Consider the following 13,441-nt stretch of genomic DNA (forward strand, 5'->3'; position numbering starts at 1 on the left):
CCAACGCAAGAGCCCGCGGCGCGGGCGCCGCGGGCTCTTCCGCCGGGAAGGCCCTGCTCCCGGTGCTCCGGGGCAGGTGCCCGCAGGGATCAGGCCATGCGGGCGTAGTACTCCACCACGAGCTGCTCCTCGCAGGTCACGGGGACCTCGGCGCGCTTGGGCCTGCGGACGAGCTTGGCCTGCAGCTTCTCGATCTGCACGTCGAGGTAGCCCGGGGTGTCCGGCAGCACCGACTGGTGCGCACCGGCGGCGGCGACCTGGAACGGGGCCATCTTCTCCGAGCGCGGGTGCACGTGGATCAGCTGGCCCTCCTTCACGCGGAACGAGGGGCGGTCCACCCGCTGGCCGTCCACCATGATGTGGCGGTGCACGACCATCTGGCGGGCCTGGGCCATGGTCCGGGCGAAGCCGGAGCGCAGCACCAGCGCGTCGAGCCGGGACTCCAGCAGGGCGACCAGGTTCTCACCGGTCTGCCCCTCCTGGCGCTTGGCCTCGACGTAGGCGATGTGCATCTGCTTCTCGCGGATGTTGTACTGCGCGCGGAGACGCTGCTTCTCGCGCAGGCGGACGGCGTAGTCCGAGTCGGCCTTCCGGCGGGCACGGCCGTGCTCGCCGGGGCCGTAGGGACGGCGCTCGAAGTACTTCTCGGCCTTCGGGGTCAGGGCGATCCCGAGGGCGCGGGACTTGCGCACCTGACGGCGCGCACGCGTGTTGTTAGCCACGTTTACCTTTCACAATGCGGTGCTCCGCCCCGGCGCGCGGGGCGGGCGTGTTCTGTCCGGTCCGGCCTCCGTGGACGGGATCGGTCCCGCCGGAGAGGTGAGGATCAGCCGCAATCCTCTGTTCCTGCAAGCGCCGTGACCGCGCGCCGTGCACCGTGGTTGAGGCGGTGCGCCGGGCGTGCGGGAGCACGGGCCTTGCCGGCCGACGTCCCAGTATAGCGTGCCCGCGCCGCCCCGCGCTCCCCGCGCCGCCTCGCGCCGCCCGCGCCGACACCCTGCGCCGAGATGGCGGAAGAGGGCCACTCGGGGGTGCCCTGTGGCCCTCTTCCGCCATCTCACGGGATGGGGCACGTCATGGCGTGCGGCACGTCATGGGGTGGGCGGTCAGTCCACGTCCTCGTCGACCCAGCCGAAGGACTTCGTGACCGCCTTCTTCCAGTTGCGGAACAGCTTCTCCCGCCGCTCGTCCTCCACCGAGGGCTCCCAGCGGGTGCCCTCGGCCCAGTTCGCGGCCACCTCCTCCGTGCCGGACCAGAAGCCGACGGCGATCCCCGCGGCGTAGGCCGCACCGAGGGCCGTGGTCTCGGTGATCCGCGGACGGATCACCGGCACGCCGAGCTGGTCCGCCTGGAACTGCATGAGCAGCTCGTTGGCGGTCATGCCCCCGTCGACCTTCAGCTCGGTGATGTCCACCCCGGAGTCGGCGTTCATCGCCTCGACCACCTCGCGGGACTGGTAGGCGGTGGCCTCCAGGGTCGCCCGGGCGATGTGGCCCTTGTTCACGTAGCGGGTCAGGCCCACCAGGGCTCCCCGGGCGTCGGAGCGCCAGTGCGGGGCGAACAGGCCGCTGAAGGCGGGCACGAAGTAGGCCCCGCCGTTGTCCTCGACCGAGGCGGCCAGCGCCTCGACCTCGGGCGCGGCGGAGATGATGCCGAGGTTGTCCCGCAGCCACTGCACGAGGGAGCCCGTGACGGCGATGGCCCCCTCCAGGGCGTAGACGGCGTCCTGGTCGCCGATCTTGTAGCAGACGGTGCTGAGCAGCCCGTTCTTCGAGGCCACGACCTCGGTGCCGACGTTCATCAGCACGAAGTTGCCCGTGCCGTAGGTGTTCTTGCCCATGCCCTTCTCGAAGCAGGCCTGCCCGAACATGGCCGCCTGCTGGTCCCCGAGGATGCCGGCGATGGGGACGTCCTTCAGGAAGCCGCGGGTGCGGCCCTTGCCGTAGACCTCGGAGGAGGAGCGGATCTCGGGCAGCATCGAGACCGGGATGCGCATGTCCGCGCAGATCTCCTCGTTCCAGTCCAGGGTGTCGAGGTTCATGAGCATCGTGCGCGAGGCGTTGGTCACGTCGGTGACGTGCACCCCGCCGTCCACGCCGCCGGTCATGTTCCAGACCAGCCACGAGTCGGTGTTGCCCATCAGGAGGTCGCCGCGCTCGGCGGCCTCGCGGGCGCCCTCGACGTTGTCGAGGATCCAGGTGACCTTGGGCCCGGAGAAGTAGCTGGCCAGCGGAAGGCCCACGCGGTCCTTGTAGCGCTCCGGTCCGATGTCTCCGGCGAGCTCGTCGGCGAGCGCCTGGGTGCGGGTGTCCTGCCAGACGATGGCGTTGTGCACCGGCTGCCCCGTGGTGCGGTCCCACACCACGGTCGTCTCGCGCTGGTTGGTGATGCCGACGGCGGCGATGTCCCGGGCACTGACCTCGGAGCTCGCCTCGGCCTCGGCGACGACCTTGCGGACGTTGAGCCAGATCTCCATCGGGTCGTGCTCGACCCAGCCGGCACGGGGGAAGATCTGCTCGTGCTCCAGCTGTCCGGTGCCGACGATGGTGCCCTGCTTGTCGAAGATGATCGCGCGGGTGCTGGTGGTGCCCTGGTCGATCGCCATGACGTACTTCGGTTCGGTGCTCATCGGGGATTCCTCACTTCGTGGTGGTGTCGCATCGTATCGGGTGTGGTGCGGATCACGGCGCCGGGCCGCGGGGGTGGTGCGGATCCGGCGTCACGCCGCGGGGGTCGTGAAGACCTGGTAGAAACCGCCGGCGAGGGCGGCGCCGAGGAGGGGGCCGACGATCGGGACCCAGGCGTAGGACCAGTCGCTGCTCCCCTTGCCGCGGATGGGCAGCAGGGCGTGGGCGATCCGAGGGCCGAGGTCACGGGCGGGGTTGATCGCGTAGCCCGTGGGCCCGCCCAGGCTCGCGCCGATGCCGACGACCAGCAGGGCCACGGCCAGCGGACCCAGCTGCGAGGGGGTGTTCCCGAAGAGCAGGATCACCGCCACGAGGACGAAGGTGCCGATGACCTCGGTCACGACGTTCCAGCCGTAGGACCGGACGGCCGGCCCCGTGGAGAACACGGCGAGCTTGACCTCGCCGTCGGCCTCCTCCTCGAAGTGCTTCTTGTAGGCCAGGAAGGCGAGCACCGCGCCCAGGAAGGCGCCGAGGACCTGGCCCGCGAAGTACACGAGAGTACTGAGGGCGGCGACTGCGATCCCGGGGGCGTACTCCTCGGCGCCGCTGGCCCACAGGCCCACGGTGACCGCGGGATTGATGTGGGCCCCGGACCGCCAGCCGACGTACACGCCGGCGAAGACCGCCAGGCCCCAGCCGAAGTTGATCATCAGGAAGCCGCCGCCGAGTCCCTTCGTCCTGGGGAGCACGGCGTTGGCGACCACGCCGCAGCCGAGCAGGAGCAGCATGGCGGTTCCGGCGACCTCGGAGAAGAAGACGGTGGTCAGGGAGACGGGTTCGGATTCGAGCGTCTGCATCAGCAGGTGGGTCGTGGTGGACACGGTTGCTCCTCGGGTCGGGTGGGCATGGCGGACCGCCTGCGGGCAGCACGGAGCGCAGGGGTGGTCACGCGGACGGAACGTCCGTCCGCGGACGGCCCGGGGGATGTGCTGGGCCGGGGGTGTGGTGGGCCGGGGGTGTGGTGAGCCGGGGCGCCGGGGTGCCGCGGCCGGGGGCTCAGCCGCCGCGCACGATCTCCAGGACGTCCGGGGCCGCGGCGCGGGCGGCGGCGGCCGCGGCGTCGTCGGCGGTGCCGGCCGCGGCGTCCTCGGCCCGGCACCGTGCCTGGTACGCCTCGACCTCGGCGGCACGCCGCCGCCCGTCCCAGCCGAGGGCCTCCGCGGCGAGGTCGGCGATCTCCTCGACGGCGTCGAGGCCGTGGCGCGCCTGCTCCCAGGTCAGCCGCGTGCGGGTGGCGAAGACGTCCTCGAGGTGCAGCGCCCCCTCGTGGGTGCAGGCGTGGACGATCTCGGCCCGCAGGTACGCGGGCGCACCGGCGAGCGGCCGGTTGAGGTCCGGGCGGTCTGCGACGAGGTCGACGATCTCCTCGAGCGCCGAGCCGTAGCGGCTCAGCAGGTGCTGGACCTGCTCCTCGCTCCAGCCGTGCCGGGCGCCCAGCCCGGCCGCCCGGCGGGTCAGCGCCAGGTACCCGTCGGCGCCCAGCAGCGGCGTGCGGTCGGTCACGGAGGGCAGCTCACGGGCACGCTCCTCGCCCAGGGCGAGGTCCACGGCGTCCTGGGCCATGACCCGGTAGGTCGTGAGCTTGCCGCCGGCGATCGAGATCAGGCCGGGGACGACCTCCGTGACGGTGTGCTCGCGCGAGATCTTCGTCGACTGCTCGTCCCCGCCGGCCTTGGTCCCCGGCTGCAGCAGCGGCCGGAGCCCGGCGTAGGTCCCGATCACGTCGTCGCGGGTGAGGGGTCGGTCCAGGACCACGTTGGCGTGGTCGATGACGTAGTCGATGTCCTCGGCGGTGGCCACGGGGTGGCGGAGCTCCTGGTGGTACGGGGTGTCGGTGGTGCCGATGATCCAGTAGCGCTCCCACGGGATGATGAACAGCACGGACTTCTCCGTCTGCAGGATCAGGCCGCGCTCGCCGCGGATCCGTTCGCGCGGCACGATGATGTGGATGCCCTTGGAGGCGAGCACCTTCAGCCCGCCCTCCGCGCCGGCCCGGTCCTGGGTCTGCTCGGTCCACACGCCGGTGGCCGCGATGACCTTCTTCGCGCGCACCGTGAGCTCGGCGCCCGTCTCGAGGTCGCGCACGGTGGCGCCGACCACCCGGCCGCTGCCGTCCTTGGGGAAGTCCACGGCCCGGGCGCGGTTGGCCGCGAGCGCGCCGTAGCGCACCGCGGTGCGCACGACGGTCAGCACGAGGCGGGCGTCGTCGACCCTGCCGTCCCAGTACTGGACGGCCCCGACCATGGACCCCGGCCTGATGTCCGGGAAGACGCGCTGGACGCCCGCGAAGCTGTAGTGGCGCTGGAAGGGCAGGGTGGCGACCTTCGCGCCGATGTGGGCGAGGGCGTCGTAGAGGCCGATGCCGGCGGTCACGTAGGGCCGCTCCCAGAAGCGGTGGGTCAGCGGGTAGAGGAAGGGGACGGGCTTGACCAGGTGCGGGGCCAGGAAGTCCAGGAGCAGCTCGCGCTCGCGCAGGGCCTCGGAGACGAGTTTGAAGTCCAGCTGCTGGAGGTAGCGCAGGCCGCCGTGCACGAGCTTCGAGGACCACTGGGAGGTGCCACCGGCCCAGTCCTGGGCCTCGACGATGCCGGTGCGCAGGCCCCGGGTGGCGGCGTCGAGGGCGATGCCGGCCCCGGTGATGCCACCGCCGACCACGAGGACGTCCAGCTCGGGGCCCTCCGAGAGCTCGGTGAGTGCGCGGCGTCGCTCGGCGGGGGACAGGGTGGGAACGGCCATGGTCGGCGTCCTTTCGGTCGGTGGGTGCGGAGACCTTTTCGTGCTCTGCCTCACACTGTTCCGTCGATTGCACCTATGCTCAATCCAAATGAACGAACGTGCAGCAAACGGAGGATGTCGTGCACGGTGATGCCGAGCTCCACCACGCCGCGGAGCTGTACTGGGTGCAGGGCATGACGATGGAGGCCGTGGCCGACCGCTTCGGCGTCTCCCGGCCCACGGTCTCCCGGATGCTCCAGGCCGCCCGGGACCGGGGCATCGTGCGCATCAGCCTGGCCCCGCCGCCCGCGGCCGGGCACGAGCTCTCCCGGCGGCTCCGGGAGACCTTCGGGATCACGGTGCACGTGGCCGGGACGCCGCGCACCGCCACGGAGCCCCAGCGGCTGGAGTCCGTGGCCCGGGCGGCCGCGGCGCTGCTCGGGGACTGGTTCGGGGACGGCATGACCCTGGCGGTCGCGTGGGGCACCACGACGTCGGCGGTCGCCGAGCATCTGGTCCCCCGGCCCACGCGCGACGCCGTGGTCGTGCAGATGAACGGCGCGGTGAGCGCGCGGTCCCCGGGGGCGGCGCAGTCGGCCGCGCTGCTGGGGCGCATGTCGACGGCGTTCGGCGCGTCGCTGCTGCCCTTCCCCACCCCCGCGTTCTTCGACCGGGAGGAGACGCGAACGCTCATGTGGCAGGAGTCGTCGGTCCGCAGGGTCCTGGCGGTGCGCAACGCGGCGGACCTCGCGGTGTTCAGCGTCGGCGCGTTCCGCGGTCCGATGATCTCGCAGGTCTACAGCGGCGGGTACCTGGCCGAGGACGCCTTCCGTGAGCTCGCGGCCCACCACGTCGTCGGGGACGTCTGCACGGTGTTCCTGCGGGAGGACGGGACGTACGCGGACATCGACCTCAACCGGCGGGCCAGCGGGCCCACCCCGATGGAGCTGCGGCGGATCCCGCGCCGGCTGTGCGTGGTGGCCGGGGAGCACAAGGTGCCGGGCCTGCTCGGCGCGCTGCGGGCGGGCGTGGTCACGGACCTGCTCATCGACGAGCGCACGGCCGCCGCCGTGGTGCGTCAGCTGGACGGCCGCTGAGCCGGGCCCCCGCCGTCCCGGACGATGCCGCGCAGGATCCCGAGCCGGTGCGCGACCGCGCGCTCGTGCCCGTGGTCGGTGGGACGGTAGTAGTCGGTGCCCACGAGCTCGTCGGGCGGGTACTGCTGGGCGGCGACCCCGTTGGGCTCGTCGTGGGCGTACACGTAGCCGCGGCCGTGGCCGAGCTGGCCGGCGCCCGGGTAGTGCGCGTCGCGCAGGTGCGGCGGCACGGGTCCGGCCCGGCCGGCGCGGACGTCCGCGACCGCCTCGTTGATCGCGGTGTAGGCGGCGTTGGACTTCGGGGCGGTGGCCAGGTGCGCGACGGCCTGGGCCAGCGGGATCCGGCCCTCGGGCATCCCGATGAGCTGGACGGCCTGGGCGGCGGCGACGGCCGTCGTCAGCGCGGTCGGGTCCGCCGTCCCGATGTCCTCCGACGCCGAGATGATCAGCCGCCGGGCGATGAACTTCGGGTCCTCCCCCGCCTCGATCATCCGGGCGAGGTAGTGCATCGCGGCGTCCACGTCGGAGCCGCGGATCGACTTGATGAACGCGCTGACGACGTCGTAGTGCTGGTCGCCGTTGCGGTCGTAGCGCAGGGCCGCCCGGTCGAGGGCCTCCTCGGCGTGCTCGCGGGTGATCACGGGCGTGCCGCTCGGCCGGACGTCCTCGGCCCGGGGCCCGTCCGCCGGCTCCTGCCCGGGCACGGCCTCCTCCGTGTGGTCCGGCGGCGCCCCTGCGTGGTCCGGCGGCGCCTCGGAGTAGGCCACGGCGGCGGCGGCCTCCAGGGAGGTGAGGGCCTTGCGGGCGTCCCCGCCGGAGAGCTCCAGCAGGTGCTCGCGCGCCTCGGCGGACAGCTCCACCTGCCCGCCCAGTCCTCGGGGGTCGACGACGGCACGGTCCAGCAGCGCCGCCACGTCGGCCCGCTCGAGCGGCCGCAGCGTCAGCAGCAGCGAGCGGGAGAGCAGGGGCGAGACGACGGAGAAGGACGGGTTCTCGGTGGTCGCGGCCACGAGCACCACCCACTGGTTCTCGACCCCCGGCAGCAGCGCGTCCTGCTGGGCCTTGGTGAAGCGGTGGATCTCGTCGAGGAACAGCACGGTGGTGCGCCCGTGCAGGTCCCGGTCGGTCAGCGCCTCGTCCATCACCCGGCGCACGTCCTTGACGCCGGCCGTGATCGCGGAGAGCTCCACGAACTTCCGGTCCACCCCGCGGGCGATCACGTGCGCCAGGGTGGTCTTGCCCGTGCCGGGAGGCCCCCAGAGCACGATCGACGACGGCCCGGCCGGCCCGTGCTCCTCCCCCGCCAGCACGCGCAGCGGCGAGCCGGGCTTCAGCAGGTGCTGCTGGCCCACGATCTCGTCGAGGGTCCGCGGGCGCATCCGCACCGCGAGCGGGGCGCGGGACCGCCGGGTCCGGCCGGGTCGGGCCTCGTCGCGCCGCTCGCCCGCGCCGGGGTCGGTGGTCTCGAGGTCGTCGAAGAGGGAGCCGGTCACGCCCCCAGGCTAGCCGCTGCCCCCGACCTCCTGGAGCGGCCCGTGGCCGGCCGCGCCGTTCCGTCCCGGGTCACGGTGCCCGCGGCCGGCCGGCGCCGGCTCAGGCCCGGCGCGGCCGCTCCAGCTCGGCGCTGTCCAGGACCAGCGTGACCGGGCCGTCGTTGACGAGCTCGACCTGCATCATCGCCCCGAAGCGGCCGGTCTCCACGTGGGCGCCGAGCTCGCGCAGGGCCCGCACGTACGCCTCGAACAGGGGCTCGCTCACCGGACCCGGCGCCGCGGCGGACCACGACGGGCGACGCCCCCTGCGGGCGTCCCCGTAGAGCGTGAACTGGCTCACCGCCAGCACCGGCGCGCCGAGGTCCGAGCAGGAGCGCTCGCCCGCCAGCACCCGCAGGTTCCAGGTCCGTTCGGCCAGCCGCGCCGCGGTCGCGTCGTCGTCGTCGTGGGTCACCCCCACGAGGGCGACGAGGCCGGGCCCGTCGATCGCTCCCACCGTCTCGCCCTCCACGGTCACGGCGGCACGGATCACTCGCTGCAGGACGATGCGCATGGGCTCCATCCCACCACAGGCGCCGGCCGGCGGCGGGTAGCCTCGTCCCATGACGGAAGATCGCGCGGCGGCACGCGCCGGCGTCCTCGTGGCCGAGGTCTTCGCCCCGGCCCCGCTCGTGCTCTCCCTGCTGCTGCTCGCCGGCTGGGCCGGCGACGGGCTGCCCGGGCTGCTCTGGGGACTGGGCACGGCCGTGCTCGTGGCGTCGCTGCCGATGTTCGTGCTGCGCGCGCTGGCCCGGCGCGGGCTGGTGGACGGGCACTTCGTGCGCTCCCGCGCGCAGCGGCTGCCCGTCTACGCCGCCACGGGCGCGCTGACGGCTCTCGTGGTCGGTGCGGAGCTGTGGCTCGGTGCTCCTCCCGCCGTGCCGTGGACGACGGCCTTCGTGCTGGCCGGCATCCTCGTGCTGATGGTCGTGACCCTGTGGTGGAAGGTCTCCGCCCACGTGGCCATGGCGTCGTGCTGGGCCGTCGCCCTGGGCGTCGTCACGGTCCCCGGGGCGGTCGTCGTCGCGCTGCCGGTGCCGATCGCCGTGGCCCTCTCGCGGGTGCGCAGCGGGGACCACACCCCGGCGCAGACGGCGGCCGGAGCGCTCATCGGGGTGCTCATCGGTCTCGCCTACGCCGCGACGGCCGGCACGGTCCTCTGAGTCCGCCGCTCAGCCCAGCAGGGAGAAGCCCTCCGGCAGGTCTCCGCGCCCGGTGAGCGCGCGGAGCACCTCGGGGGTCAGGCCCCGTTCGTCGGCGATCTGCATCGCGGTGCGCCCGGCGTCGGCCAGGACGTGGTCCGGCGGCCGCCGGTCCAGGCCGCACGCGGCGCTCAGGTCCAGCCCGTGCAGGGCCAGCTCGAACGTGCGGGTGGGCAGGTAGGCGCTGAGCCGCATGCCGCCCGCCGCGGTGCGGATCACCGGGTCCTCGGACATCGGGAACCGGGCGAGCGCCGCGCGCGCCTGCTCGAGCGCCGAGCGCACGGTCGCGGCCGGGTCCTCGCCCAGATCGTTCCCGGCCGCGACGCCGCGGGCCGCGACCTCCTCCGGGGTGGTCGCCTCCGCGGAGCGCACGAAGTACTGCCCGGGGTTGGTGCACGCCACGTCCGGAACGGGCTCGTCGAGGTAGCGGGTGAGGGTCGTGAGGGCGCGGCAGGCGTGGCCCACCAGCGCACGGACGTCCCAGGAGCCGAGGCCGGGGGCGGACCACCGGCCGGGCGGGACGGCCGCGACGAGCTCGGCGAAGCAGGCTCCCGCGTTGAGGAAAGCCGTGCGGGTCATGGCAGGGTCGCGGGTCGGGGCTGGGTCACGGGTCATGGGATCCCCTCGGGGGTGGTGCAGCGGGGACGATCTGCGGTCCGCCGGGACGGCGGCCGCCGGGCTCCATGATGCTCCGTGACCGGTGCCGTCGCACCTGCGACCGGGAGCGAGCCGTCACGGTCCGTCTTCCACGACGGCCCACCTGCAACGGCGCCCTCGGGACCGCTTCCTGGGGTACGCTCACCGGCCCGATCCACCGTGGCCGGCTCCTCCGGACCGATCCGCCGTGGCGGACTCCCCTGCCCCTGTCCCGTGGCAGGCTTCCCCGGACCGAGGACGGGCCGGGGCCGCGGCGGCGCGCGGTCCCGGCCCGTGGGGCACCGACGGCTACTGGGCGGTGGCGGGCTGGACCTGCTCGGCGCGCACGCCGTCGGCCCGGTGCCCCTGCCCGCCGTGGGGCTCGGGCTCGGCGTCGACCCCCGCCTCCTTGCGCTGCTGGGGGGTGATCGGGGCTGGCGCGGCGGTCAGCGGGTCGTAGCCGTTGCCGGTCTTCGGGAAGGCGATGACCTCGCGGATGGAGTCGGCGCCGGCCAGCAGCGCGACGACGCGGTCCCAGCCGAAGGCGATGCCGCCGTGCGGGGGCGCGCCGTACCGGAAGCCCTCCAGCAGGAAGCCGAACTTGTCCTCGGCCTCCTCCGCGCCGAGGCCCATGACCTCGAAGACCCGTCGCTGCACGTCCTGCTGGTGGATGCGGATGGAGCCGCCGCCGATCTCGTGCCCGTTGCACACGATGTCGTAGGCGTAGGCCAGGGCGGCGCCGGGGTCCTGCTCGAAGCTGTCGAGGAACTCGGGCTTGGGAGCGGTGAAGGCGTGGTGGACCGCGGTCCAGTGGCCACCGCCCACGGCGACGTCCCCGGACTCCACGGCCTCGGCGGCGGGCTCGAACAGGGGCGCGTCGACGACCCACACGAACGCCCAGGCGTCCTCGTCGATCAGGCCGGTGCGGTGGCCGATCTCCACCCGGGCGGCGCCGAGCAGCGCGCGGGAGGACTTCGTCTCCCCGGCGGCGAAGAAGATGCAGTCGCCCGGCTGCGCACCCGCGGCGGCGGCCAGGCCCTCGCGCTCGGCGTCGGTGATGTTCTTCGCCACCGGACCGGTCAGGGTGCCGTCCTCGCCCACGAGCACGTAGGCCAGGCCCTTGGCGCCGCGCTGCTTGGCCCAGTCCTGCCACGCGTCCAGCGTCCGTCGCGGCTGGGACGCACCGCCGGGCATGACCACGGCGCCCACGTACGGGGCCCTGAACACGCGGAAGGTCGTGTCCCGGAAGTAGTCCGTGAGCTCGGTCAGCTCGAGGCCGAAGCGCAGGTCCGGCTTGTCGGTGCCGTACTTCGCCATGGCGTCCGCGTAGGTCATCCGGCGGATGGGGGTCGGGATCTCCACGTCGACGAGCCGCCACAGGGCGGCCACGATGCGCTCGCCCAGGGCGATCACGTCGTCCTGCTCCACGAAGGAGGCCTCGATGTCGAGCTGCGTGAACTCGGGCTGGCGGTCCGCACGGAAGTCCTCGTCCCGGTAGCAGCGGGCGATCTGGTAGTACTTCTCGATGCCGCCGACCTGCAGCAGCTGCTTGAACAGCTGCGGGGACTGCGGCAGGGCGTACCAGGAGCCGGGGGCCAGCCGGGCCGGGACCAGGAAGTCCCGCGCGCCCTCCGGCGTCGAACGGGTCAGCGTGGGCGTCTCGACCTCCGTGAAGCCGTCCTGGTGGAGCAGCTCGCGGGCGATCCGGTTGGCCTCCGAGCGCAGCCTCATGTTGCGCGCCGGCGCGGGCCGGCGCAGGTCGAGATAGCGGTGCCTGAGCCGGGCGTCCTCCCCGACCTCCACGTGCTCGTCGATCTGGAACGGCAGCGGGGCGGCGCTGTTGAGCACGGTCACGGTCTCGGCCACGACCTCGATCTCGCCGGTGCCGAGCGCGGGGTTCTCGTTGCCCTCGGGACGACGCTCCACGGAGCCGACGACCTGGAGGACGTACTCGTTGCGCAGGTGGTGGAAGTCCGCCTCGTCGCGCACCACGATCTGGGCGACACCGGAGGCGTCGCGCAGGTCCAGGAAGGCCACCCCTCCGTGGTCGCGGCGACGGCCGACCCAGCCGGCCAGCGTGACGGTCTCTCCGATGTGCTCGGCGCGTAGCTCGCCGAGGTTGTGTGTGCGCAGCACTCAAAAGCCCTTCGTTGGTCGGGAGGTCCGGACGGGGCCGCACGGATCGCACGTTCGGCCGGGGTCGCCCGGTGCCCCTACTCTCGTTCGGGAACGAGTTTACAGCCCGGTTCCCGACCGACAGGACGACCATGAGCAGCTCCTCCGGCCACCCGGCCCTCGCCCGTCGGCTGGGCACCCTCGACGCCACCGTGATCGGCGTCGGCTCGATGGTCGGCGCCGGGGTCTTCGTGGCCTTCGCGCCCGCCGCGGGCCACGCCGGGTCGTGGCTGCCCGCCGCCCTGCTCGTGGCCGCGGTCGTGGCCTGGTGCAACGCGACCTCCACGGCCCAGCTGGCCGCCCGCTACCCCGCCTCGGGCGGCTCGTACCTGTACGCCGGGCAGCGCCTGGGCCACTGGCCGGCGTTCGTGGCCGGCTGGGGCTTCGTGACCGGGAAGACGGCGTCCGCGGCGGCCATGGCGCTGGCCTTCGGCCTCTACGCCGGGCAGCTCGCCGGGACCGGCGACGTCGTCGCCCGGCTGCTGGCCGTGGCCGCCGTGCTGGGCCTGACCGCGGTGAACCTGGGCGGGGTGACCCGCACCGCGCGGATGACCAGGCTGCTGCTCCTGCCCGTGCTGGCGGTGCTGGTGGGGGTGACCGCGCTCCTGTACACGAGCCCCGCGGCGGCGCCACCGGCCTCCCCGCTCCCGGACGGCTCGGCGTGGGGGGTGCTGCCGGCGGCCGGGATCCTCTTCTTCGCGTTCGCCGGGTACGCCCGCGTGGCCACGCTGGGCGAGGAGGTCCGGGACCCGGCCCGCACGATCCCCCGGGCCGTGCTCGGGGCGCTGGCGGTCACCCTGGTGCTCTACGGCGCACTCGGCCTGGGCCTGCTGCGCCTGCTCGGGCCGGACCGACTCGCCGCGGCGCCGGCACCGCTGCTGACGGCCGTCCGGTCCGCCGTGGAGTCCGCCGGCTGGGCGGCCGGTCCGGCGGCCGCCGCGGGCGCCGTCGTGACCGCTGCCGCGGCCCTGGCCACGCTCGGGGCCCTGCTGGCCCTCGTGGCGGGGATCTCCCGCACCGCCCTGGCCATGGCCCGCAACCGGGACCTGCCGGCCGGGCTGGCCGCTGTGTCCGAACGGCACCGGGTGCCGTGGGCCGCGGAGCTTGCCGTGGCGGGTCTGGTGGTCGTCCTGGTCCTGGCCGGGGACGTGCGGACCGTGATCGGGTTCTCCAGCTTCGGGGTGCTGGTCTACTACGCCCTGGCCAATCTCTCCGCGCTGACCATGACCGAGCGGCCCGGCTGGGCCCCCCGGGCGGTCAACGTGGTGGGTCTGACCGGGTGCCTGGTGCTCGCCGCCACCCTGCCGGTCGTGTCGGTGCTGACCATGCTGGGCGTCTTCGCGGCGGGACTCGCCGGCCGGGCGCTGGTCCTGGCCCTCCGCCGCCGCTGACACCT

The 13,441-nt window shown here is 73.9% G+C and carries 11 protein-coding genes; 3 read left to right on the top strand and 8 right to left on the bottom strand.

Going from position 1 to position 13,441, the window contains the following annotated elements; genetic code table 11:
- Positions 1–89 precede the first annotated feature (89 nt).
- The 4 genes from rpsD to ACH9EU_RS08035 all read right to left on the bottom strand — a co-directional run bounded on the left by rpsD (position 90) and on the right by ACH9EU_RS08035 (position 5,424).
- A complete protein-coding gene (gene rpsD, locus ACH9EU_RS08020; RefSeq protein ID WP_396413414.1) occupies positions 90–722 on the bottom strand; it encodes a 30S ribosomal protein S4 in 633 nt (210 codons plus the stop codon).
- A gap of 384 nt (positions 723–1,106) precedes the next feature.
- On the bottom strand, positions 1,107–2,630 hold the full coding sequence (gene glpK / locus ACH9EU_RS08025; protein ID WP_396413415.1) for a glycerol kinase GlpK: 1,524 nt from the start codon (positions 2,628–2,630) through the stop codon (positions 1,107–1,109).
- Positions 2,631–2,720: 90 nt separating this feature from the next.
- Positions 2,721–3,485, bottom strand: a complete 765-nt coding sequence (locus ACH9EU_RS08030; RefSeq protein ID WP_396413452.1) for an aquaporin — start codon at positions 3,483–3,485, stop codon at positions 2,721–2,723.
- Positions 3,486–3,684: 199 nt separating this feature from the next.
- Positions 3,685–5,424 (bottom strand): FAD-dependent oxidoreductase, encoded by a 1,740-nt coding sequence (locus ACH9EU_RS08035; RefSeq protein ID WP_396413416.1) that lies wholly within the window; start codon positions 5,422–5,424, stop codon positions 3,685–3,687.
- Between the two features lie 98 nt (positions 5,425–5,522).
- On the opposite strand from ACH9EU_RS08035, the gene ACH9EU_RS08040 reads away from it, so the two are divergent.
- A complete protein-coding gene (locus tag ACH9EU_RS08040) occupies positions 5,523–6,500 on the top strand; it encodes a sugar-binding domain-containing protein (protein WP_396413417.1) in 978 nt (325 codons plus the stop codon).
- On the opposite strand, the gene ACH9EU_RS08045 is transcribed toward ACH9EU_RS08040, so the two are convergent.
- Together ACH9EU_RS08045 and dtd are read right to left on the bottom strand one after the other, a co-directional pair.
- On the bottom strand, positions 6,482–7,993 hold the full coding sequence (locus tag ACH9EU_RS08045; RefSeq protein ID WP_396413418.1) for an AAA family ATPase: 1,512 nt from the start codon (positions 7,991–7,993) through the stop codon (positions 6,482–6,484). The two genes, ACH9EU_RS08040 and ACH9EU_RS08045, sit on opposite strands and share 19 nt — an antisense overlap.
- A gap of 100 nt (positions 7,994–8,093) precedes the next feature.
- A complete protein-coding gene (gene dtd, locus ACH9EU_RS08050) occupies positions 8,094–8,546 on the bottom strand; it encodes a D-aminoacyl-tRNA deacylase (RefSeq protein ID WP_396413419.1) in 453 nt (150 codons plus the stop codon).
- 49 nt (positions 8,547–8,595) lie between these two features.
- Here dtd and ACH9EU_RS08055 point away from each other — a divergent pair, with 49 nt between their 5' ends.
- Positions 8,596–9,195 (top strand): hypothetical protein, encoded by a 600-nt coding sequence (locus ACH9EU_RS08055; protein WP_396413420.1) that lies wholly within the window; start codon positions 8,596–8,598, stop codon positions 9,193–9,195.
- 9 nt (positions 9,196–9,204) lie between these two features.
- On the opposite strand, the gene ACH9EU_RS08060 is transcribed toward ACH9EU_RS08055, so the two are convergent.
- Both ACH9EU_RS08060 and aspS read right to left on the bottom strand, forming a co-directional pair.
- A complete protein-coding gene (locus tag ACH9EU_RS08060; protein WP_396413421.1) occupies positions 9,205–9,813 on the bottom strand; it encodes a maleylpyruvate isomerase N-terminal domain-containing protein in 609 nt (202 codons plus the stop codon).
- A gap of 366 nt (positions 9,814–10,179) precedes the next feature.
- Complete coding sequence (gene aspS / locus ACH9EU_RS08065; protein ID WP_396413422.1) at positions 10,180–12,006, bottom strand: aspartate--tRNA ligase; 1,827 nt, start codon at positions 12,004–12,006, stop codon at positions 10,180–10,182.
- Positions 12,007–12,137: 131 nt separating this feature from the next.
- Here aspS and ACH9EU_RS08070 point away from each other — a divergent pair, with 131 nt between their 5' ends.
- Positions 12,138–13,436 carry an amino acid permease gene (locus ACH9EU_RS08070; protein ID WP_396413423.1) on the top strand — a complete coding sequence of 433 codons (1,299 nt, stop codon included), beginning with the start codon at positions 12,138–12,140 and terminating at the stop codon, positions 13,434–13,436.
- The last annotated feature ends 5 nt before the right edge of the window (positions 13,437–13,441 follow it).

The organism is Kocuria rhizosphaerae, assembly GCF_044462265.1.
GTDB classification, from domain to species: Bacteria; Actinomycetota; Actinomycetes; order Actinomycetales; family Micrococcaceae; genus Kocuria; species Kocuria rhizosphaerae.

Bases quoted from the DNA above. Each gene is read 5' to 3' on its own strand.
- dtd (WP_396413419.1), bottom strand. From the start codon at position 8,546: ATGCGCATCGTCCTGCAGCGAGTGATCCGTGCCGCCGTGACCGTGGAG.
- ACH9EU_RS08055 (WP_396413420.1), top strand. From the start codon at position 8,596: ATGACGGAAGATCGCGCGGCGGCACGCGCCGGCGTCCTCGTGGCCGAG.
- ACH9EU_RS08060 (WP_396413421.1), bottom strand. From the start codon at position 9,813: ATGACCCGCACGGCTTTCCTCAACGCGGGAGCCTGCTTCGCCGAGCTC.
- ACH9EU_RS08035 (WP_396413416.1), bottom strand. From the start codon at position 5,424: ATGGCCGTTCCCACCCTGTCCCCCGCCGAGCGACGCCGCGCACTCACC.
- glpK (WP_396413415.1), bottom strand. From the start codon at position 2,630: ATGAGCACCGAACCGAAGTACGTCATGGCGATCGACCAGGGCACCACC.
- ACH9EU_RS08030 (WP_396413452.1), bottom strand. From the start codon at position 3,485: ATGCAGACGCTCGAATCCGAACCCGTCTCCCTGACCACCGTCTTCTTC.
- ACH9EU_RS08070 (WP_396413423.1), top strand. From the start codon at position 12,138: ATGAGCAGCTCCTCCGGCCACCCGGCCCTCGCCCGTCGGCTGGGCACC.